The 21,357-nt window shown below is 67.7% G+C and carries 19 protein-coding genes and 1 pseudogene; 11 read left to right on the forward strand and 9 right to left on the reverse strand.

The features are described from left to right. Positions 1-68: 68 nt before the first annotated feature. Positions 69-863, reverse strand: coding sequence for a hypothetical protein (locus MasN3_RS19925; RefSeq protein WP_281909587.1), 795 nt, complete (start codon positions 861-863; stop codon positions 69-71). Between the two features lie 543 nt (positions 864-1,406). Then, on the reverse strand, positions 1,407-2,300 hold the full coding sequence (locus MasN3_RS19930) for a LysR substrate-binding domain-containing protein (protein WP_281909590.1): 894 nt from the start codon (positions 2,298-2,300) through the stop codon (positions 1,407-1,409). 122 nt (positions 2,301-2,422) lie between these two features. Between MasN3_RS19930 and MasN3_RS19935 the strand changes: the two genes are divergently transcribed. The 5 genes from MasN3_RS19935 to MasN3_RS19955 all read left to right on the forward strand — a co-directional run bounded on the left by MasN3_RS19935 (position 2,423) and on the right by MasN3_RS19955 (position 8,826). Further along, positions 2,423-2,623, forward strand: a complete 201-nt coding sequence (locus MasN3_RS19935; RefSeq protein WP_281909591.1) for a hypothetical protein — start codon at positions 2,423-2,425, stop codon at positions 2,621-2,623. 97 nt (positions 2,624-2,720) lie between these two features. Next, positions 2,721-5,162: a TonB-dependent receptor plug domain-containing protein gene (locus MasN3_RS19940; protein ID WP_281909592.1), complete on the forward strand. Its 2,442-nt coding sequence runs from the start codon at positions 2,721-2,723 to the stop codon at positions 5,160-5,162. Positions 5,163-5,301: 139 nt separating this feature from the next. Beyond that, on the forward strand, positions 5,302-6,804 hold the full coding sequence (locus tag MasN3_RS19945) for an ATPase domain-containing protein (RefSeq protein WP_370662308.1): 1,503 nt from the start codon (positions 5,302-5,304) through the stop codon (positions 6,802-6,804). After that, a complete protein-coding gene (locus MasN3_RS19950; RefSeq protein WP_281909593.1) occupies positions 6,791-8,515 on the forward strand; it encodes a response regulator in 1,725 nt (574 codons plus the stop codon). The genes MasN3_RS19945 and MasN3_RS19950 overlap by 14 nt, the downstream gene beginning before the upstream one ends. An 86-nt stretch (positions 8,516-8,601) precedes the next feature. Next, the gene (locus tag MasN3_RS19955) at positions 8,602-8,826 is read left to right on the forward strand and encodes a hypothetical protein (protein ID WP_281909595.1); all 225 of its coding nucleotides are present in this window, start codon (positions 8,602-8,604) and stop codon (positions 8,824-8,826) included. Positions 8,827-8,933: 107 nt separating this feature from the next. On the opposite strand, the gene MasN3_RS19960 is transcribed toward MasN3_RS19955, so the two are convergent. After that, on the reverse strand, positions 8,934-9,185 hold the full coding sequence (locus MasN3_RS19960; RefSeq protein WP_281909597.1) for an MbcA/ParS/Xre antitoxin family protein: 252 nt from the start codon (positions 9,183-9,185) through the stop codon (positions 8,934-8,936). An 11-nt stretch (positions 9,186-9,196) separates the two neighbouring features. Next, entirely contained in the window at positions 9,197-10,324 is a 1,128-nt protein-coding gene (locus MasN3_RS19965) for a branched-chain amino acid ABC transporter substrate-binding protein (RefSeq protein ID WP_281909599.1), read from the reverse strand. 209 nt (positions 10,325-10,533) lie between these two features. Here MasN3_RS19965 and MasN3_RS19970 point away from each other — a divergent pair, with 209 nt between their 5' ends. Then, a complete protein-coding gene (locus MasN3_RS19970) occupies positions 10,534-10,848 on the forward strand; it encodes a hypothetical protein (protein WP_281909600.1) in 315 nt (104 codons plus the stop codon). Here MasN3_RS19970 and MasN3_RS19975 read toward each other — a convergent pair. Beyond that, on the reverse strand, positions 10,845-12,416 hold the full coding sequence (locus MasN3_RS19975) for a TonB-dependent receptor plug domain-containing protein (RefSeq protein ID WP_281909602.1): 1,572 nt from the start codon (positions 12,414-12,416) through the stop codon (positions 10,845-10,847). The two genes, MasN3_RS19970 and MasN3_RS19975, sit on opposite strands and share 4 nt — an antisense overlap. Positions 12,417-12,446: 30 nt before the next feature. On the opposite strand from MasN3_RS19975, the gene MasN3_RS19980 reads away from it, so the two are divergent. From MasN3_RS19980 to MasN3_RS19990, 4 genes and pseudogenes are all read left to right on the forward strand, one after another. After that, positions 12,447-12,569 carry a hypothetical protein gene (locus MasN3_RS19980; protein WP_281909603.1) on the forward strand — a complete coding sequence of 41 codons (123 nt, stop codon included), beginning with the start codon at positions 12,447-12,449 and terminating at the stop codon, positions 12,567-12,569. A gap of 67 nt (positions 12,570-12,636) precedes the next feature. Continuing rightward, positions 12,637-12,732, forward strand: a pseudogene (locus MasN3_RS25330) (DNA-binding response regulator); the annotation flags it as partial. Between the two features lie 125 nt (positions 12,733-12,857). Beyond that, positions 12,858-13,259 carry a LytTR family DNA-binding domain-containing protein gene (locus MasN3_RS19985; protein WP_281909605.1) on the forward strand — a complete coding sequence of 134 codons (402 nt, stop codon included), beginning with the start codon at positions 12,858-12,860 and terminating at the stop codon, positions 13,257-13,259. A gap of 82 nt (positions 13,260-13,341) precedes the next feature. After that, positions 13,342-15,702 carry a PAS domain-containing protein gene (locus tag MasN3_RS19990; RefSeq protein WP_281909606.1) on the forward strand — a complete coding sequence of 787 codons (2,361 nt, stop codon included), beginning with the start codon at positions 13,342-13,344 and terminating at the stop codon, positions 15,700-15,702. A 16-nt stretch (positions 15,703-15,718) separates the two neighbouring features. On the opposite strand, the gene MasN3_RS19995 is transcribed toward MasN3_RS19990, so the two are convergent. The 4 genes from MasN3_RS19995 to MasN3_RS20010 all read right to left on the reverse strand — a co-directional run bounded on the left by MasN3_RS19995 (position 15,719) and on the right by MasN3_RS20010 (position 19,986). After that, positions 15,719-17,107: an ATP-binding protein gene (locus MasN3_RS19995; protein ID WP_281909609.1), complete on the reverse strand. Its 1,389-nt coding sequence runs from the start codon at positions 17,105-17,107 to the stop codon at positions 15,719-15,721. Further along, positions 17,104-17,766: a response regulator gene (locus MasN3_RS20000; protein ID WP_281909610.1), complete on the reverse strand. Its 663-nt coding sequence runs from the start codon at positions 17,764-17,766 to the stop codon at positions 17,104-17,106. The genes MasN3_RS19995 and MasN3_RS20000 overlap by 4 nt, the downstream gene beginning before the upstream one ends. A gap of 46 nt (positions 17,767-17,812) precedes the next feature. Continuing rightward, positions 17,813-19,336: a Do family serine endopeptidase gene (locus MasN3_RS20005; RefSeq protein WP_281909612.1), complete on the reverse strand. Its 1,524-nt coding sequence runs from the start codon at positions 19,334-19,336 to the stop codon at positions 17,813-17,815. 191 nt (positions 19,337-19,527) lie between these two features. Next, a complete protein-coding gene (locus MasN3_RS20010) occupies positions 19,528-19,986 on the reverse strand; it encodes an Hsp20 family protein (RefSeq protein WP_281909614.1) in 459 nt (152 codons plus the stop codon). Positions 19,987-20,244: 258 nt separating this feature from the next. On the opposite strand from MasN3_RS20010, the gene MasN3_RS20015 reads away from it, so the two are divergent. Continuing rightward, positions 20,245-21,354, forward strand: coding sequence for a metallophosphoesterase (locus tag MasN3_RS20015; RefSeq protein ID WP_281909616.1), 1,110 nt, complete (start codon positions 20,245-20,247; stop codon positions 21,352-21,354). The last annotated feature ends 3 nt before the right edge of the window (positions 21,355-21,357 follow it).

The raw sequence follows: 21,357 nt of genomic DNA on the forward strand, positions 1-21,357 counted from the left end.
TTGACCGGTGCTGCTGCGCCAGCCTTCGAACCGCGGCGCCGGTCCTGTACCGGCGCCGCGGTTTTTCATTATCGCCCCTCGTATTGCAAGGTCGCCGCGTTCGTTTTCCCGAAGCTCAGCCACCAGGGTTCGGCCACTCCGCCGCCGGGCGGCACGAAGCTCGTGTAGGCCTTGGTGTCGACGTCGTAGCGGCGCACCTCGCCGGTATTCAAGATCGCCACGTAGAGCTTGCCGCGCGGGCCGAACAGGAGGGTCTGCGCGAACACCACCGGCTCATCGGGCCGATGCAGGTCGATGCGCTTGATCGGAAGGCGGATCTTGCCGCTGCGGAGCTCCTTCTTCGGGATGATCAGGATCTTGTTGTTGTCGAGGCAATCGCACAGCTCCGGAAACCGCCAGAGACTGGTGACGTACAGGTCGCCGCCAGGGGAAAACACCAGCCCTTCGGGCCGCTGCAGGTCGTTGACGTTGGCTTTGCAGTCGACCGGATTGCTCAGCACGGTATCGACGTAGCGCAGCGTTTTCGGATCGAAGCGCAGGATGCCGCCGCCGCAGGGTTCGGGGATGTTCCGGATCAATACGTACAGGTAGCCGTCCGGCCCCAGCACCACGCCGCGCGGGTGGAAGGGCGGCGTGGTTCCGGGCTTGTCGATGTTGGGATCGAGATTGGCGATGAAGCGCGCGCGCGTGCCCACCACGCGGTAGGCCAGCAGCTTGCCGGTCAGGCCGATGTCCCCGAGGTCGGCCACGATCAGGATGCGTTCGCGGCCTTTGCCCAGCAAGACCATGCCGCGCGGAGCCCACGGTGCGTTGGGGTCGCTGCTCGGCACCAGCGCGCCCAAGGGGGTTCCCGTCTGCGTCATAGCGCAGGATCTCTCCCGGAAAGGGCTGCCCGACGTTCTGGTTCACCACCAGCCACTCACGCCGAGGCCGGTCGTGCAGGATGCCCATCGGCCCGATCAGGCCCCCGCTGCCTGGCTCGACCAGGGGCCGCGGCAACAAGTTACCGGTGTGCGCATCGAAGAAGCGCACGCTGTTGTCGCTGCCGTCGCCGATGGCCAGCACATCGTTCCTGCCGTCGTGCGGATGCGTTGTGCAGCCAAGACCCAATAACAGCAGGGCCGCGCCACCAGGTTCTTCAGGGATGCCGACCTGGTCCGAAGAAGCGGTTTCATGATGTCACCTCATCGCTTGGCGTTTCACTATCGAAAGCGGCCGCCATCGCTTCATCCGGCATGGGGACGCGTCCGCCACCTGCTCCCAGCGTCGGCTTTTTCGCCGGCGTCGACAAGGCTTGCATGGCCCCGCATATGGGAACGATCAAAGGCGAAATGGCTCAGGTGAAATGTCTTTAAAGCTGAGAAAGACTGGGCGTTTTTTGCAGGAAACCGCAGCAGGCTGCCGATTCATGCGTGCTGGCCAGCGACCTGCTCCAGCAGCTGCCGCGCCAGCAGGCCGGCATGTGGAGTCAGCGTGGAGAAGTCGCGCGCACACAGGTAGAGCTGCCTGGCCGCCCAGGCTTCGGACAGGGTCAGGACGGCCACGCCGCGCCCGATCGTCCCCGCCAGGGCGCCGGAGAGGATCGAAATGCCGATGCCCGCCTCGACGTAGCTGGCCACCTGCGCGGTATTGCGCAGCTGGATGCGGTAGTCGAGCTGGCGCCCCAGGCGCGCCGCCCGTTCCGCCAGGTGGGTTTCGAGCGCGCTGTCGGCCATGCCCACGATCGGCTCGGCGAGGATGTCGGCAAAGCGCACCTGCGCCTGCCCGGCCAGGCGGTGCGAGCGGCCCACCAGCACGACCAGCTGGTCGCTGGCCACGAGGTGCGTCTGCAGCATGCGCAGGTCGGTGACGCCGGCGGCGACGCCCAGGTCGGCACGCCTGTCCACCAGCGCCTGGACGATCTCCGTGCTGGGCCGCTCTTCCAGGTCGATCGACAGGTCGGGGTGCGCCGCCAGGAAGCGACACAGCTGCGGCGGCAGGAAAGCGGCCATCGCCGCCGTGTTCGACAGCAGCCGGATCCGGCCCTTGAGGCCGGTCGCATAGCTGCGCAGCTCGCCGCGCATCTGTTCGACCTGGCCCAGGATCGAGCGGGCATGCCGCACCAGCGCTTCGCCGGCGGCGGTAGGACGTACGCCGCGGCGGTTCCGTTCCAGCAGGGGCGCGCCCAGCGCCTCTTCCATGCCGGCGATGCGTTCGCTGACCGATGCCAGCGCCAGGTGCATCGCGCGCGCGCCATGCGTCAGGCTGCCGCATTCGACGACGCTCAGGAACAAGCGCATGTCGGTCAGGTCGAAACGCATCTTGCAATCCTCTACTTTCGGAATTTCCGAAGTCTAGCACCGGAATTGCCAGATTGCGTGGGCGTGAAGATTCGCCTACCATCGTTCGCATCGGTTCAGGCGAATGCTTACAGGAGAACACCATGTTGGATGCCTTGCTGGCGACAATCGGCATACTGGGCCTGCTGGCCACCATCGCAGTCAAGTTCGGCACGTCGTGCCAGGAAGCGATGGCGCGTCATGCCGAGCGCCAGGAAGATGCATCGCAGACCGGTCCGGCACCGGCTGCCAGGCGCGCCTGTCCGCATCGCCGGCCGCGAAGGAAGGCGCCGGCGGGACGATAGACCAGGGTTATATATTGACAACGTTGTGTTAATGATACAGCGCGTTGGTACTGCCCCGTGGGATTGTTTAGTATTCAATTTTCCTTCGGAGTAACCAGTGCTCACACTCAAACGCCTCCCCCAGTCGGTCCTGCGCGCCCTGTACGGCGGCGCCGCGTTCGCCAGCATGATCCCAGCCGCGTTCGCCCAGAGCACTGCGCAAGCGCCCTCCACCACCCCGGTCGCGGCCGGCACGCCGGCGGCGGCGGCAACAGGCCAGAATGACGGCATCCAGAGCGTCAACATCGTCGGCTCGCGCCGGGTCGGCAACGTCTCCGATCTCGACACCCCGGTGCCGGTGGACTTCATCCCGATGGCCAAGGCGACCGAACAGGGCGGCCAGTTCGACCTGGCGCAGGTCCTGAACAACGTCTCGCCCTCGTTCAACTCGACGCGCCAGACCGGCGCCGACGGCGCCGACCTGGTCGACTCCGCCGCCCTGCGCGGCCTCGGTTCGGACCAGACCCTGGTGCTGGTCAACGGCAAGCGCCGCCACACCACCGCGCTGGTCAACCTGTTCGGCGCGCGCAACCGCGGCAACACCGGCACCGACATGAACGCGATTCCGCTGATGGCCATCCGCAACGTGCAGGTGCTGCGCGACGGCGCCGCGGCGCAGTACGGCTCGGATGCGATCGCCGGCGTGCTCAACATCGAACTGAAGAAGAACCTCGGCTGCGAGATGGTGGCCGGCTTCGGCCAGTACACCGAGGGCGACGGCGACAACTACCTGGCCTCGGCCTACTGCGGCGTGGCCGTGGGCGGCGGGGTGCTGGGCATCACCGGCGAGTACTACGACCGCGGCCGCTCCAACCGCGCCGAGGAAGGCAACCCGCGCATCATCGGCGACACCAAGTCGCAGAACAGCACCGTCTACCTGAACGGCGAATTCCCGCTCAGTGACGGCAAGCTGTACCTCACCGCCGGCGCCCAGAACCGCGACGCCTCGTCGGCCGCCTGGGCGCGCGAAGGCTTGGGTTCCGAGGACATCCCCTCGCGCAACGCGGCCGCCATGTACCCGAACGGCTTCGTCCCCTTCATCAACGGCGACATCAACGATCACTACGGCACCGTCGGCTACCGTTTCCGCCTGGGCGAATGGAATACCGACCTGTCGCAGACCTTCGGCCAGAACCGCATGCGCTACACCATCGCGAACACGCTCAACGCCTCGATCGCCAATCTCGACCTGCTGCGCGGCGGGCCGGGCAGGAGCGCCAGCATGTTCGACGCCGGCGGCTTCTCGTTCCGCCAGGCCACCACCAACCTGGACTTCTCGCGCTTTTTCGAGGGCATCGGCCAAGGCATGAACGTGGCCTTCGGCTTCGAGCACCGGCGCGAGAACTACCAGATCAAGGCGGGCGAGCCGGGCTCGTATGTCGACGCCGACGGCGTGGGCGTGGGCGGCAATGCCGGCAGCCAGGGATTCCCCGGCTTCCAGCCAGGCGACCAGACCGACAGCGACCGCCACTCGAACGCCGCCTACCTCGACCTCGAGACCGACCTCGCCGACGGCGTCAAGCTGCAGGCGGCGCTGCGCCACGAACGCTATTCCGACTTCGGCGCCACCACCACCGGCAAGCTGGCGGCGGCGTACCGGATCAACCCGGCCCTGCTGCTGCGCGGCTCGGCCAGCACGGGCTTCCGTGCGCCCTCGCTGCAGCAGGTTTACTTCTCGTCGACCTTCACCGACTTCGTCAACGGTCAGCCGCTCGACGTGGTGCTGGCGCCGAACGGCGGTCGCGTGGCGAATGCCGCCGGCATTCCGCGGCTCAAGGAAGAGGAATCGAAGAGCTATACCCTCGGCCTGACCTGGTCGCCCGGCCAGGCCACCTCGCTGACGGCCGACCTGTACCGCATCAGCATCGACGACCGCATCGTGCTGTCGGGGCGCTTCGACGCCGACAACTACCCTGCGCTGGGCGCGACCCTGCAGCAGCTGGGCGTGGGCCAGGCCCAGTTCTTCGTCAACTCGGTGGACACCAGGACCCAGGGCCTGGACCTGACCCTGTCGCACCGCCGTGATCTGGGCGCCGGCAAGCTCAACACCTTCCTGGCCCTGAACTTCAGCAAGACCGAAGTGACCGGCGTCCATGCGCCGAGCGCCCTGGTGGGTTTCGAGGACGTGCTGCTGTCCGAGCGCGAGCGCCTGTTCATCGAGCAGGGCGCGCCGCGCCGCAAGGCCACGCTGGGCTTCGACCACGCCGTGGGCAAGCTGGAAACCGCGCTGCGCATCGTGCACTTCGGTCCCCAGACCCTGGGCACCTTCTCGGGCCCGCCGGTGCCGAACCAGTACTACAAGCCGAAAACCTCCGCCGACCTGTCCTTCACCTGGGCCTTCACCGACAAGACCAAATTCACGGTCGGCGGCACCAATATCTTCGACGTCAAGCCGAGCGTGCAGGATCCGAACGAGACCGACAACGGCTTCAAGTACGAGAGCGTGCAGTTCGGCCTGAACGGCGCGGCCTGGTTCGCGCGGCTGTCGCACCGTTTCTGATCCGCGGCGCAGGGCCGTGCCTTGGAGGGTCCCCGCCGGGACCCTTATTTATTACACGTGATGTTCGCATGTGTAACAATGCGAATTTGGCGAATTTGCTTGTGTATATAATGCCCAGCATCTCCGTCTACCACCCACCATGCACGTCATGACCAGCGCCGCCGATACCCGTATTTCCACCGGCATCGCCGGCCTCGACGACATCCTGGGCGGCGGTCTCACGCCGCAGCGCATCTACCTGGTCGAGGGCTCGCCCGGCGCCGGCAAGACCACGCTCGGCCTGCAGTTCCTGCTCGACGGCGCGGCCATGAACGAGCGCGGCATGTATATTACCCTGTCCGAGACCGCCGACGAGCTGGCGGCGGTGGCGGCCAGCCATGGCTGGGACATCGGCGCGCTGTCGGTGTACGAGCTGGCGGGCGACACCGACCTCGATCCGAACGCGCAGCAGTCGGTGTTCCATCCGTCCGAAATCGAGCTGGGCGAGACCACCCGCAACGTGATGGACCGCGTCGACGCGCTGCGCCCGGTGCGGGTGGTGTTCGACAGCCTGTCCGAGATGCGCCTGCTGGCGCAGAACCCGCTGCGCTACCGGCGTCAGATCCTGGCCCTGAAGCAGTTCTTCGCGGCGCGCGCCTGCACCGTCCTGCTGCTGGACGACAAGACCAGCCAGTCCGACCAGCACCTGCACAGCATCGCGCACGGCGTCATCAGCCTGGAACAGATCGCCAAGGAATTCGGCAAGGAGCGCCGGCGCGTGAACGTCATCAAGATGCGCGGCATCCGTTTCCGTGGCGGCTATCACGACTACACGCTCGACACCGGCGGCATCACGATGTTCCCGCGCCTGGTGGCGGCCGAGCACCTCCGCGACTTCGTGCCGGCGGTGCGTTCCACCGGGTCGAGCGGTATCGACGCCCTGCTGGGCGGCGGCCTGGTACGTGGCACCAATACCCTGATCGTCGGTCCTTCCGGCATCGGCAAGACCACGCTGTCGACCCGGTGCCTGTTGACGGCCCTGGAGCGCGGCGAGCAGGCCGCGTTCTACCTGTTCGACGAGGGGCTCGGCACCTTCTTCGCGCGCAGCCGCGCGCTGGGCATGGAACTGCTGCCCTTCGTGGACAGCGGCCAGCTGCGCATCCACCACATCGACCCGGCCGAACTGTCGCCGGGCGAATTCGCCCAGATGCTGCGCGACGCGGTCGAGCTCTCCAAGGTCGGCTTCATCGTCATCGACAGCCTGAACGCCTACCTGCAGGCCATGCCGGGCGAGCAGTACCTGATCCTGCAGATGCACGAACTGCTGTCCTACCTGAACCAGCAGGGCGTCACCACCGTGCTGGTGCTGGGCCAGCACGGCATGATCGGCGAAGTGAAATCCGACGTCGACCTGAGCTACCTGAGCGACAGCACGGTCCTGATGCGCTTCTTCGAATCGAACGGCCGCCTGCGGCGCGCGGTCACGGTCATCAAGAGCCGCGCCGCCGAGCATGCGCTGACCATCCACGAGCTGCAGCTGGGCGCCGACGGCATCCGCGTCGGCGAGGCGCTGGAAGGCTTCGACGGCGTCCTCACCGGCTTGCCCAGCTACCGCGGCCTGACGCCCATGATGTCGGACATTCCCCCCGATGCCGACTTCTGACCGGCACGACGAACGCATCCTGATTCTCGCGCCGCGCGGGCGCGACGCCGAACTCATGTGCTCGGTACTGGCGCAGAATGGCGCGGCCTGCGCCGTGGTCCCCGATTTCGCCGCGCTTGCCGGCGCCATCGGCAAAGGCGCCGGCATGGCCATCGTGGCCGAGGAAGCGCTGCACGGCGCCGACCTGGCTCCCCTGCACGCCTGGCTGGCGGCGCAGGAACCCTGGTCCGACTTCCCGTTCGTGATCCTGCTCGGCAAGGCGGTCGGGCCGGCGGCGGCCGCCGCCCGCTCCCGGCTGGAAGAACTGGGCAACATCATCCTGCTCGAGCGCCCGCTCAACGCCCAGACCCTGCGCAGCGCCGCCAGCTCGGCCCTGCGCGCACGGCGCCGCCAGTACCAGGCACGCGACCTGCTGGCCGAGCGCGAGCGCGACGCCGCCAGCCTGCAGCAGAGCCGGCAGGCCCTGCTCACCCTCAACGAGACGCTCGAATCGCGCATCGAGGAACGCACCCGCGCGCTGGCCGGGGCCAACGACCGCCTGATGAACGAAGTCATCGAACGCGAGCGGGTGCAGCAGGCGATGGTGCAGTTCCAGAAGATGGAAGCGGTCGGCCGCCTCACCGGCGGCATCGCCCACGACTTCAACAACCTGCTCAACGTGGTCCAGGGCAGCATGGACCTGATCCTGCTGCTGTCGAAGGACGAGGTGGCCAGGCAGCGCGCCGAAATCGCGCGCCGCGCCTGCCAGCGCGGCGGCAAGCTGACCAGCCAGCTGCTGGCCTTCGCCCGCAACCAGAACCTCGACCTGCGCCCCGCCGAAGTCAGCGACCTGTTCGATGGGGTACGCGAACTGGTGGCGACTTCGCTCGGTTCGCGCATCCATCTGCGCTTCGAGGTCGAGGAAGGCTGCGCGCGCGTGTTCGCCGACGCCAACCAGATGGAGATGGCGCTGCTGAACCTGGCCATCAATGCGCGCGACGCCATGGGCGACAGCGGCGCGCTGGCTTTCCATGCGGGCAATGCCCGGCCGCCGGCCAGACTGCTGCCGACCGGCGAGTACGTGCGCATCGCCGTCACCGACAACGGACCGGGCATGCCGCCGGAGCTGGTGGCCAAGGTCTTCGAGCCCTTCTTCACCACCAAGGCGGTCGGCAAGGGCACCGGCCTGGGCCTGAGCCAGGTGTACGGCATGGCGCAGCAGTCCGGGGGCGCGGCGCGCATCCTGAGCCAGCCGGGGCTTGGCACCACGGTCGAGATCTGGCTGCGCGCCTGGGACGGCAGCGAGCTCCCCGCTGCGGCGCCCCTGCCGCACGCTGCCCCGTCCGCCGGACAGGGGGTGCATATCCTGGTGGTCGAGGACGACAACTTCGTGCGCGAATCGATGGTGCAGTCGCTCGAAGCCTTCGGGCACGCCGTGACCCAGGCGGCGGACGGCGCGGCCGCCCTGCGCGAACTGGGACGCGGGCGGCCGGACCTGATCATCACCGATTACCTGATGCCGGGGATTACCGGGGCCGAACTGATGCGGCGCGCGCGCGAGGTGTTCCCCGGCATACCGATGATCATCGCCACCGGCTATGCGGACATGCATGCGATCGACCAGGTCCTGGGCGACGACATCCTGCTGCGCAAGCCCTTCCAGCTGGCCGAACTGGCGCTCAGCGTCGAGCGCGCGCTCGGGCGCGGCGGCGCATCCGCGCCGCCGCACTAGTCCGATCGAGCTGGACGCCGCCGAAAACGACTCTGTGCCACACTTTGTCCATCCGCCAATGGGCAATGCCATTCAGGGAGCACATCATGAGTAACGAACAGAAGTCGCAGGAACAGCAGCAAGCCGCGGGCGGCCAGGCGCAGCCGCAAGGCCGGCAGCAGGAACAGCAGTCAGGTCAACAGCAGGCGGTTCCGGGCGGGGCGCAGCAGAGCGACGTCGACGGCCTCGCCGACAAGAAGCCCGAAGAGCTGACGCCGGAAGAGCTGCGGCTGATGGCCGACACCATGCCGGGCGAAGGCCCGGGCGATTGAGATGTTCCTGTTCTTCTCGAACAAACTCGGCTGCCTCGGCTCCATCGCCGTCTCGATCGTGCTGACGCTGATCGTGCTGCTCCTGATCGGCGTATTCTAAAGTAGCCCTACTTCTTCAGCGAGCGCACGTAGGCCAGCACCTCTTCCTCGCGCCCCTCGCCCACCGCCTCGGCGGCAGTCTTGCCGCCGAGCGCGGGCTGCGGCTCGCTCATCCACGCGCTGGCGGCATCATCGTTGCCGACGATGCCGCGCACTTCGTGCATGACCGTGTAATAAGCCTGCGCCTTGCGCGACTGCTGGCCAAAGCGGGCCTGCAGCGCCGCGAAGGCATCAGCTTGGATCGAGTCGCTTCCTGCCATGGCCGTGCTCCTTATTTGGTGACGGTGAGCAGCGAACGCTTGCCGCCCTTGAACGAATACAGGGTGATGGTGCCGTCCTTGATGTCGCCGCGCGCGTCGAAGGCGATCGGGCCGGTCACGCCCCGGTGCTGGATCGTCGACAGAACCGGCAGGTATTTCGCCGGCTGGCTGGAGCCGGCCTTTACCATCGCCTCGGCCATGGTCATGACGGCGTCGTAGGCATACGGGGCGTTGATCTGGACGTCGATGCCGAAGCGCTTTTTATAGTCGGCGCGGAACTTGTCCATGGCGGTTCTAGCTTCGCCCTGCACGCCGCCAGCTTCCGCGCACACCACCTGGCCGTCCGCCATGGTGCCGCCGGAGAGCTTGTGGATCTCGTCCGAACACAGGCCGTCGCCGCCCATCATGCGCACGTTCATGCCGAGCTGTTTCATCTGGCGCAGCATCGGGCCGGCGGTCGCGCTCATGCCGCCGAAGAAGACCAGGTCCGGCTTGGTGGCGCGGATGCGGGTGATGATGGCGGAAAAATCGGTCGCCTTGTCGTTCGTGAATTCCTTGGCGACCACGCTGCCGCCGTGGCTTTGCAGGCTGCGCGCGAATTCGGTGACCAGTCCCTGGCCGTAGGCGGTGCGGTCGTCGACCACGGCAACGCGCCTGGCTTTCATGCTGCCGGTCGCGTAGCGGCCCAGCGCCTGGCCCAGCTGCACGTCGTTGGCCACCACCCGGAAGGTGGTGTTGAAGCCCTGCCGGGTGTACGCCGGCGAGGTCGACGAGGGCGAGATCTGCAGGATGCCGGCCGCATGGTAGATCTTGGAGGCCGGGATGGTCGTGCCCGAGGTCTCGTGGCCGACCATGCCGTTGATCTTCGCGTCCACCAGCTTCTGCGCCACCGCGGTGGCCTGTTTCGGCTCGCCGGCGTCGTCCTCGGCGGCCAGCTCGAAGCGGACCTTCTTGCCGCCGATGCTGACGCCCTTCGCGTTGAGCGCCTCGATCGCCATGCGTGCGCCGTTCTCGGTGTCCTTGCCGAAGTAGGCCACCGGGCCGGTCACGGCGGCCGCATGGCCAATGCGTACGACTTCCTGGGCCGAGGCCAGGCCGGCTGCCGCCAGGCCGGCGAACAGGACTGCTTGCTTCTTCATCGATTCCTCTACAATCCGCTCAGGGCCGCTGCCCTGTGAGCCAAAGGGACCATTCTACCGTTACCCTGCCGCGCCTGCCGGACGCCGGCATGGCGAATGTGACAATCGGAGAGAATTGAGAGAGCAAAACGCGGGTATCCTGCGCGCCTTGCACAAGAACGAGAGGGGCCGGCAGCGCCGAGCCACCCTCCGGCATGACGGAGACCACCATGCTTACCCTCGCCACGCGACCTGTTGCCGCCCTTGCGGCGGGCATCCTGCTGTCCTGCGTGCTGGCGCCGGCCGCCGGCCGCCCCATGCCGCAGCATCCCGCCGCCGGCTGCGAGGCCGGCAAGGCCTGCGCTGCCGCGCGCCACCCTGGCCCGCAACAACAACCCGAGTGCGAGCGCCTGCGCGCGGCGATCCTGGAAGCCGAGCAATCGGAGCGGCGCGTGCGCGCCGCGATGATGGAGTCGGTGCAGCTGGACCTGCTCAGCCTGCGCAAGCGCTACCGCAAACTGGGCTGCCGCGCCGCCCGCACCTAAAGGGACTGTTCCCACACCAGGCGCCAGGTCGGGCGCAGCTGGTAGACGGTGGCGCGTTCGAGCGGCCTGTGCCCCTCGTACGCCAGGCGTTCCAGGTAGTCGCGCTGCGCCAGGCTGGCCACGGACAGGCGCAGTCTCGAGCGGGCATCGCGCTTCCATACCGCATACAGGTCGAGCTGGCGCCGGCTGCCGTCATCGCTGAACATCAGCGCGCTCAGGCGGCTGGCGACCCGCCCGCGGTAGCTGTACGTGCCGCCCAGGTCGAACCGGGCGGCAGCCAGCGCATAGTCCAGCCCCAGGTTGCCGCTGTATGCCGGCTGGCCTTCGATGCGGTTGTCCGGCCCGGGCACGCTGTCCAGGCGCGACCAGTTGCGCGCCAGGTTGAGGCGCGCCGACAGCGCGCCGCGCGTCAGCTTGCCCTCGAACTCGATGCCGCGCACCAATGCGCCGCCGGCGTTCTCGGGCATGGCGGTCCACACGCCCCGGTTCTCCGCGATGCGCACCAGCGTGATGTCGCGGATGCGCTTGTGGAACAGGCTCACGCTCACCATGTCCGCCGCGCCGAAGTAGCGCTCCCAGGCCAGGTCGACGGCCAGGGCGAGCTCGGGCCGCAGCCCGGGATTGCCTTGCTGGTCCGGGTTGGTGGCGCTGTTGTTGTCGACCGTGTAGCGGCGCGGCAGCAGCTGGACGATCTCCGGCGCCTTATAGGTGCGGCTGACCGCGAAGCGCAATCCGTCGCGCGCTCCGGTGTCGCCTTCCGCCCGCTGCGGCTTGAACAGGGTCTGGAACACGGGACTCCAGGCGCCCGCGCCGACGTCCACCGGCGCAGCGGCATTGCCTTCGCCCGTCGTGCGCAAGTCTTCGCGCCGCAGACCGGCATAGGCGGACCAGCCGGGGCCGATGTCCCACTCGTCCTGGATGAAGAAGGCGCTGCGCACCACGCTGGCGCGGTAATCCTCGTCGCTGGGGAACAGCAGCGTGCCGCGGGGATCGACATGCCGTTCGCGCCGGTATTCGCTGCGCCCCTTGCGTCCGAACTCCCATCCGGCCGCCAGGGAGTGGCTGCCCCACAGCGGGCGGCGCCAGCTGCCGCTGAACGTCCATTCGCGCTCGACCGGGCCGGAGGCCACCAGATGGGACTCGATCAGGCGATCCTGCGCATCCATGCCCCAGTAGACGAAGCCGGCTTCGCGCTTCATCCGCAAGCCCGACAGCTTGGCGTTCACACGCGCGCCGCCCTCCAGCCGGCGGGTCCAGGCCAGGTCGGCGTAGGCATGCAGGGGACGGGTTTCGACGTGTTGGTACGCGTGCGGGAAAGCCGTTCGCAGGCCGATGTCGGTGGCCTCCTGTTCGCGCTTGACGTTGTCGATGTGGCGCTTGCGCAGGTAGCCCTGCGCGCTGATGCTGTCGGCCGCGCCGGGCTGCCAGCTCAGGCGCGGGGCCAGTTCCAGGATGTCCTCGACCTGATGGTCGGTCCAGGCGGTGCGGCGCAGCAAGGCAGGATCCGATCCTGCCTCGGTGTTGAGGACCGCAATTGGATTGCGCTTGCGCTTGACGGTCGCGGCCACGGTGTAGGCGAGCGCTCCCCTGCGGCCGCTGTGCTGGGCGTGCAGCTGGGCGCCGCATGGCCGCGCTGGAAGGCGCCGCCCACCTTGATCTCGTTCGCTTCCTCGTTCTTTGCCGGGCCGGCGCGCCGCAACACGATGGCGCAGGCGGAGTGAGGCCATGCCGATCCGCTACCTGATCGTCGACGATGAGCTGCCGGGCAGACTGAATCTGCGCCTGGCCATGACCGCCCATCCCGGCTGGCTGCTGGCCGGAGAATGCGGCGGGGCCGCGTCGGCGCGCGCGGCGCTGGCGAGTGGGGAAGTCGACCTGGTGTTCCTGGACATCCAGATGCCGGGGCAGTCCGGGCTGGTGCTGGCGCGTGAGCTGAGCACGCCCTCGACTACCTGCTCAAGCCGCTCGACGATGCGCGCCTGGCGCAGGCCGTCGAGCGCGCAGGGAGCATGCTGCGCCAGCGCCAGCGCGAGGCCTATGGCGCCGCCCTGCGCGGCTTTGTCGATACCGGTGGCGCGCAATGCCTCGACACGATCAGCGTGCGCTCGGTGGGCCGCATCGAACAGGTCAAGGTGGGCGACATCCTGCGCATCGAAGCGGCGGGCAATTATGTGGAGCTGCGCCTGGCGGGCCGCACGGTCCTGCACCGGACCACGCTCGGCCGCCTCGAAAGCCTGCTGGACCCGGGCGCATTCGTGCGCGTGCACCGGGGAATGATCGTGCGGCGCAGCCAGATCGCCGGCATGGAAACCCGCGGCGACGGCAGCTACTGGCTGAGCCTGCGCAACGGCGAGGTGGTGGCCGTCAGCGAACGCCATGCGGGAGCACTGAAATCCATCCTCGGCGGGTAACAGTCGCGTCCTCGACTATGCTATCGTTTGGTTCTGTAAACCTTGAATGAACCATGCTTTTCGGCGGATGAAAGAGGGACGTATGCGTGCGGGACATCAAGCGTCGGAGGCGGCGCCCGCGATGAGCGAGCGCGAGCTGCACTTCGCGATCAAGGCCGGGCGTCTCGGCACCTGGAGCCTGGATATCGCGACCGGCGAACTGCGCACGTCGGAAGTCTGCCGTCTCAATTTCGGCCGCGACCCGGCCGCCCCGTTCAGCTATGCGGAACTGCGCGCCGCCATTCACCCCGACGACAAGGTGCGGATGACCGGTGCCGTCGAGCACAGCATCGCTTCCGGAGCGGATTACGACATCGAATACCGGATCGTGACGCCGGGCGGCGAGGTGCGCTGGATTGCCATTCGTGGACAACCCGACTACGACAGCGACGGCAGGCCAGTCAGGATGTCGGGTGTGTCGATCGACGTCACCGACAGGCGGCTAGCCGAGGAAAGACTGAGCGAAAGCGAGGCGCGCTATCGCACCCTGTTCGATTCCATCGACGAGGGTTTCTGCGTGGTCCAGTTCATCGATGGGCCGCAAGGCCCGATGTCCGACTACGTGCACGTGGAAGCGAACGCCGCCTACATGCGCCATGCCGGCATTCCCGACATCGTCGGCAAGACGGCCAGAAGCCTGCTCAGCCGGAGCGAGGCGGACGCCTGGGTGGCGATCGTCCGGGGCGTGCTGGAGACCGGGCAGCCCGTGCGCTTTGAGCGCGTGCTCGAAACCACCGACCGCTACCTCGAGGTGGCGTGCTCGCGCATCGAGCCGGCAAGCAAGCGCCAGATAGCGGTCATCTTCCAGGACGTGAGCGCGCGCAGGCTGGCCGAACGCAGGCTCCACGAGCTGAACGAAAGCCTGGCAAGCCAGGTCGCCGAGCGCACGGCCGAGCGCGACCAGCTCTGGAAGCTGTCCCAGGACATGCTGGCCCGTGCCAACTTCGAAGGGACCATGTCGGCCGTCAGCCCGGCCTGGACGCAAGTGCTGGGCTGGAGCGAAGCCGAACTGCTGGCGCGCCCCTATGCCAGCTTCATGCATCCGGAGGATATGCCGCCCACGCTGGAGGCGATCGGGCGGATGGCCGAGACGCACCAGCCGACCCGTTTCGAGAACCGCATCGCCACCCGCGAAGGCGGCTGGAAGCACATCGAGTGGACCGTCACGCCGGAGCTCGACGGCGAGAATTTCGTCGCCATCGGGCGTGACCTGAGCCTGAACAAGGCGCGCGAGGCCGAACTCGAACAGGCCCGCCAATCCTTGCGCCAGTCGCAAAAAATGGAGGTAGGCCAGCTCACCGGCGGCCTGGCGCACGACTTCAACAACCTGCTTGCCTCGATCAGCGGCGGCCTGCAGGTCCTCAAGCTCAAGCTGCATCGCGGCCAGGTCGCGGGGCTGGAGCGCTACATCGAGATCGGCGAATCCTCGGTACGCCGCGCCGCCGCGCTCACGCAGCGGCTGCTGGCGTTCTCGCGCCGGCAGACGCTCGATCCCAAGCCGGTCGACGTCAACCGCCTGATCGCCGGGATGGAGGAACTGGTGCGCCACTCGGTCGGCCCGATGATCGAACTGGAGGTGCTCAATGCGCACGATCTCTGGCTGACCAGGGTCGATCCATCCCAGCTCGAGAATGCCCTGCTCAACCTGTGCATCAATGCGCGCGACGCGATGATGCCCGACGGCGGGAAGCTGACCCTGGTGACGGCCAACCACCCGGTCGACGAACGCGACGCGCCACGGGACATGCCGCCCGGAGAGTACATTTCCCTGTGCGTGGCCGATACCGGCGCCGGCATGCCTCCCGAGGTGGTCGCGCGCATCTTCGACCCCTTCTACACTACCAAGCCATTGGGCGAAGGAACGGGCCTGGGCCTGTCGATGGTCTACGGTTTCGTGCGCCAGTCCGGCGGCCAGGTGCGGGTCTGCTCGGAGCCGGGGCGCGGAACGCGCATGTGCCTGTACATGCCGCGCCATGCCGGCGCCGCGCCGGCGGAGGCGGCGCCCGGCGTCCTGCCGGCCAGCGCGGGACAGGGCGAGACGATCGTGCTCATCGAAGACGAGCCTGCGCTGCGCGAGATCGTCGAAGAGGTGCTGCGCGAGGCCGGCTATCGCGTGCTCACCGCGCACGACGGCCCGACCGGCCTGCAGATACTGAACTCCGACACGCGGGTCGACTTGCTGGTCACGGACGTGGGCCTGCCCGGCGGCTTGAACGGCCGCCAGGTGGCCGATGCCGCGAGGCTGCAGCGCCCCGGCCTGAAGGTGCTGTTCGTGACCGGCTACGCGGATACGGCGGCGGTCGGCAACGGCAGGCTCGCGCCGGGCATGGAAGTGATCACGAAACCGTTCGAGATCGGCGCCCTGGCCTACAAGATCCGCGCCTTGATCCTGGAGAAGCACTGAATCATTCAATGCTTCCCTAGCGCCCTGAGGCGTCCTGGAAGCAGACCGTGGCCGACAGGCCGCCGAGGCGCTCCGACTGGCCCAGCGCCAGGGTGGCGCCGTGGCGTTCGGCGATCGCCTTGATGATCGCCAGTCCCAGCCCGCTGCCGGCCGCTTCGCTGCCGGCCACCCGGTAGAAGCGGTCGAATACGCGCTCGCGCTCCTCCGGCGGAATGCCGGGGCCGCTGTCCTCGACCGTGACGGTGACCGTGCAGCCGTCCTTGGCCCCGTCCTTGCCGACTTCGCTGCGCACCGAGATGTCGGCGGTGCCGCCGGCCGGGGTGTACTTGATGGCGTTGTCCACCAGGTTGCGCAGCAGGATGTGCAGGGCGTCCGGCTGCCCTTCCACCGTGGCCGGGTCGGCGTGGTGCACGCCCACGTCCACGCCCTTGGCGGCAGCCACGCCGGCCAGCTCGGCCACGGTGCGGCGCGCCAGGTCGGCCAGGTCCACGGGCCGCGCGACGGCGCCGGCGGCGGCGGTGGCTTCCTGGCGCGCCAGCACCAGGAGTTGCTCGACCAGGCGGGTGGCGCGGTCGATGCCGGCGGTCAGGCGCGACACCGCGAGCTTGCGCGCTTCGAGCGTGTCGGCGCGGTCCAGGCTCTGGGCCTGCAGGCGCAGCGCCGCCAGCGGCGTGCGCAGCTCGTGCGCGGCATCGGCCACGAACGACTGCTGGGCGTCGAAGGCGGTCTGCACGCGCCCGAACAGCAGGTTCAGTTCCTGCACCAGCGGCCGCACCTCGTCCGGCAGGCCGGCTTCCGACACCGGCGACAGGTCGTCGGCCTGGCGCGAGGCCACCTGGGAACGCACCCGCGCCACCGGCTCGAGCGAGCCGCTCACCACCCACCACACCACCAGCATCAGGATCGGCATCATGACGGCGATCGGCCCCAGGGTGCGCAGCGCCAGGTTGCCGGCCATGTTGCGGCGCACCGCCAGGTCCTGGGCCACCTGCACAGTCTGGTTCTCGCTCTGGATCGAGAACACGCGGTAGACGGTGCCGTTGGCCTTGACGTTGGAAAAGCCCAGCACCGCGCGCTGCGGCAGGCGGGCGCGCGAGACGCTGTGGAAGACCTGCACCCCGTCGGGCGACCACATCTGCACCACCATGTCGTCGTTGCCGGCGCCCGGGTTGGCCTCGTTCTTGGCCTGCAGCCGCTGCTGCGCCTCGCTGTTCGACAAAGGCGTGCTCGAACGCAGCGACAGCGCCATCTGCTGCATGTGGTAGTCGAAGATCTGGTCGGCGTCGTGCAGCGAGGTGCGGTAGGCGATCGAGGCTTGCGCCAGGGCCGCGATGGTGATCGCCGCCAGCAGGTACCACAACAGGCGCCCACGCAGCGAATGCGTGACCTTGGCCCCGAATTTCATGCCTTCGGCACCATGTAGCCGACGCCGCGCACGTTCTGGATCAGGTCGCTGCCCAGCTTCTTGCGCAGGCCGTGGATGTAGACTTCCACCGCGTTGCTGGAGACTTCGTCGCGCCAGCTGTACAGCTTTTCTTCGAGCTGGGCGCGCGACAGCACGGCGCCGGGGCGCGCCACCAGGGCTTCCAGCACCGCCCATTCGCGCGCCGACAGGGCCACCTGGGTGCCGTCGACCAGCACTTCGCGGGTGGCCGGATTGACGGTGATGTTCTTGTACTCGAAGATCGGTTCGGCGCGTCCGGCGGCGCGGCGCAGCAGCGCGCGGATGCGCGCCAGCAGTTCGTCGAGGTCGTAGGGCTTGAGGACGTAGTCGTCGGCGCCGGCGTCCAGGCCGGCGATGCGCTGGGCCACCGAGTCGCGCGCGGTAGCGACCAGCACCGGGGTGCGGTCCTTGCGGGTACGCATCGAGCGCAGCACGTCCAGCCCGTCCTTGCGCGGCAGGCCAAGGTCGAGCAGGACCAGGTCGTAGTTCTGGTTCTGCATCAGGGCCGTGTCGGCCATTTCGCCGTCCTTGACCCAGTCGACGGCGTAGTGCTCGGCCCGCAACAGGTCGAGCACCACTTCGCCGATCATCGTATCGTCTTCTACCAGCAGTAAGCGCATGAGTGTTCCATTGTTGATACCAGCCGGTAGAGGACGCTACGCTTCCTTACCCGATCCGCACTGGAATGAAGATTCTTTCACTTCCGCGCTGAATCAGCAAGGCCACCGACTTGCTGGCCTTCGACACCACCTCGCGGACCTGGTCGAGCGAGTTGACGGTGCGGCCGTTGACCGAGACCAGCACGTCGCCCGGCTCGATGCCGGCGATCGCCGCCGCGCCTTGCGCATCCTCGATCAGCAGGCCCGAGGCGATGCCGCTCTGGCGGCGCTCGATCGGCTCGAGCGGACGCAGGACCAGGCCCAGCTTGGCGCCCTTGTCGGGGCCACTGGATGCCAGTTCTTCCGGCAGGCCGCGCTTGCCCTTTTCGCTGGCGTCGCCCAGGGTGGCGTCGATGCGCACCAGCTTGCCGTCGCGCCAGACGTCGAGCGCCACGCGCTCGCCCGGCTTGGACAGCGAGACGGTGCTGGACAGGTCGCCCGACGAGACGATGGCCTGGCCGTTGATGCTGCGGATCACGTCGCCCGACTTCAGGCCGGCGCGTTCGGCCGGGCCGCCGCGCTCGACGCTCGAGACCAGGGCGCCGCCCGGCGTATCGAGGCGGAAGGAGTCGGCGAATTCCTGGCCGACCTCCTGCACCGCCACGCCCAGCTTGGCGTGCTGCACCTTGCCGGTGGCCAGGATCTGGTCCTTGATCTTGACCGCGACGTCGATCGGGATCGAGAAGGACAGGCCCTGGTAGCCGCCGGTCTGGCTGTAGATCTGCGAGTTGATGCCCACCACCTCGCCGCGGGTGTTGAACAGCGGGCCGCCCGAGTTGCCCGGGTTGACCGCCACGTCGGTCTGGATGAAAGGCACCTGGCCGTCCGGGAGGTTGCGGCCGGTGGCGCTCACCACGCCGGCGGTGACGGTGCTTTCCAGGCCATACGGCGAGCCGATGGCCAGCACCCATTCGCCCGGGGCGAGGTTGCGCGATTTACCGATCGGCACCACCGGCAGGTTCTTGGCGTCGATCTTCAGCACGGCCACGTCGGTGCGCGGGTCGGAGCCCACGACCTTGGCGCGGAATTCGCGGCGGTCCTGCAGCTTGACGGTGACTTCGTCGGCGCCTTGCACGACGTGGGCGTTGGTCAGGATGACGCCGTCCGGGCTTACGATGAAGCCCGATCCGGCGCCGAAAACGGGCGCTCCACGGCCGCTGCCGCGCGGGTCCTGGAACTGTCGGAAGAATTCGTAGAACGGGTGGCGCGGGTCGAGCTGGGGCACGCCGCCGCGGTTCGCGGTCTTGGTGCTGCCCACGACCTGGATGTTCACCACCGCCTTGCCGTTCTGGGCGGCGATGCGGGTGAAATCGGGCAGGGTCACGCCGGCGGCAGGCAGGGGGGCCGCGGCCGGCGCAGGGGCAGCCACGGCCGCAGGTGCCGCCGCTGCTGCGGCGGCCGCGGTTTGGGCTGCCACGTTGTTATGGTTGACGGCAAGCGCACCGACCGCTCCGCCAATGACGCCCGCGGCACCCAGGGCCAGCGTGAGGCGTTTGGCAGTGATGGCAGTGACGGCACCTTGGTTAGGCATGGTTGTGCTCCTGATGAAAAATGGTTGACCGATGATGTTGTCTTATCGATGGGCTTATCTTCCCAAAGATGGCTTAGACCATGCTTAAGCAAGCAATTTTTGGCCTTAGGCCGCTCTTAAACCGAAGCCGGGCCTCATCGTCAAAAAGGGCGCCCCGCGGGACGCCCTTCTTTCAAACGACTACCTTGTACTCAGGCGGCGCTGCGCTGTTCCAGCTGCTGCACGTTGCCGGTATTGCCGTTGGCGTCGCCGATGGCGATCTTGCGCGGCTTGAACGCTTCCGGCACTTCGCGCACCAGTTCGATGGTGAGCATGCCGTTGTCGAAGGACGCGCTGGTGACCTTCACGTGGTTCGCCAGCTGGAAGCGCTGCTCGAAATCGCGGGCGGCGATGCCGCGGTGCAGGAAGGTGCGCTGGGTCTCGTCCTTCTGCTTGCGGCCGGTGACGTGCAGGGTGTCGCGCTCGGTGACGATTTCCACTTCGTCGCGGGTGAAGCCGGCCAGGGCCATCACGATGCGGTAGTTGTCTTCGCTCACCAGTTCGATGTTGTACGGCGGGTAGCTCGGCTCGGCGCGCTGCTCGAGCAGGCTGGCCAGGCGATCGAAACCGATGGCGGAACGGTACAGGGGAGTCAGGTCGAAAGTACGCATGGTAAATATCCTCGTAAAGTTTAAGCGATATATGTTGCCGGACCTCATCGTGAGCATCCGGTGACTCCAATCTAGTGTCAGGTGCTCGCGGTTTCAAGACATACGAAATACGGATTTTAAGCCATTTTTGCAAATATTATTTGCATATGATTTTTCATGTGAAACCTTATCTCGTATACAAGACCAAGCCGCCGCGCGTGTCGGCAAGGCTGCCGGATTTGCGTTAAGGTAAGCGCCTTTGGCCACCAGCAGCTGCACATGTTTTCCATCGTTCTCAATGTCGTCGGTACCCTCCTCCACCTGTACCTCGCCGTCCGCCTGTACTCGCTCGATGCGGTCCGTTCGCGCGTGTCGCGGCGCGTCTGGTGGACCGGCGCCTTCCTGGTCTGGCTGCTGTATTTTGCCGGCGTGCGCATCGGCGACCAGGCCCTCGACTGGCGCTGGTGGCCGGGCCAGTTCGCGCTGACCTGGCTGGGTATCACCTTCGTCATGTCGCTGTGCCTGCTGGCGACGGATATCCTGGGCGGCTTCGGCCTGTGGTGGCGGGCGCATACGCAGAAGCTGCGCGTGCTGGGCGCCGCCGCCGGCGTGCTGCTGGCAAGCTTCGCCATCTTCCAGGGCATGCGCGCGCCTGTCATCGTCGACCAGGAAGTCGTGATGAAGGACTTGCCGAAGGCGCTGGACGGCACCGTCATCGTGGCCGTCAGCGACATCCACCTCGGTGCCCAGCGCCGCTCGGCATGGCTGGCGGCGCGCGTCGCGCAGATCAACGCATTGAAGCCGGCCGCGGTCCTGCTGCTGGGCGACCAGGTCGAGGACGATCCGATCGGCGAGCCGCAGCTGGCCCCTACCCTGCGCGCCTTGAGCGCGCCGTGGGGCGTGTGGGCGGTGACGGGCAACCACGAGTTCTACGGCGATCTTGACACCACCGTGCGCGAGTTCGAGGAAGGCGGCGTGCGCTGGCTGCGCGACCGCCAGGTGGAGCTGGCGCCGGGCCTGGTGTTGGCCGGGATCGAGGACATCGGCCGCGCCATGCGCAAAGAAGGAAACGTCACCGCAGGCCTGGCGCGCACCATTGCGGCGCCGACCGGCGCCGCCACCATCCTGATGTCGCACATCCCGGCCGCCGCGATCATCGAGGAAGCCAGCGCGCGCGGCGTCGGCCTGATGCTGTCCGGGCACACCCACGGCGGCCAGATCTGGCCCTTCAGCTATGCGGTAAGGAAACGCTTCGCGAAATACATCGGCGCCTACGACGTCGATGGCATGATGCTGTACGTGACCCGCGGCGCCGGCAGCTGGGGCCCGCGCATGCGCCTGTGGCAGCCGGGCGAGATCATCAAGCTGACGCTGCGCGCGCCGTCCTGAAGG

Origin of the sequence: Massilia varians, assembly GCF_027923905.1 — a bacterium.
In the GTDB taxonomy this organism is placed as follows: Bacteria; Pseudomonadota; Gammaproteobacteria; order Burkholderiales; family Burkholderiaceae_D; genus Telluria; species Telluria varians_B.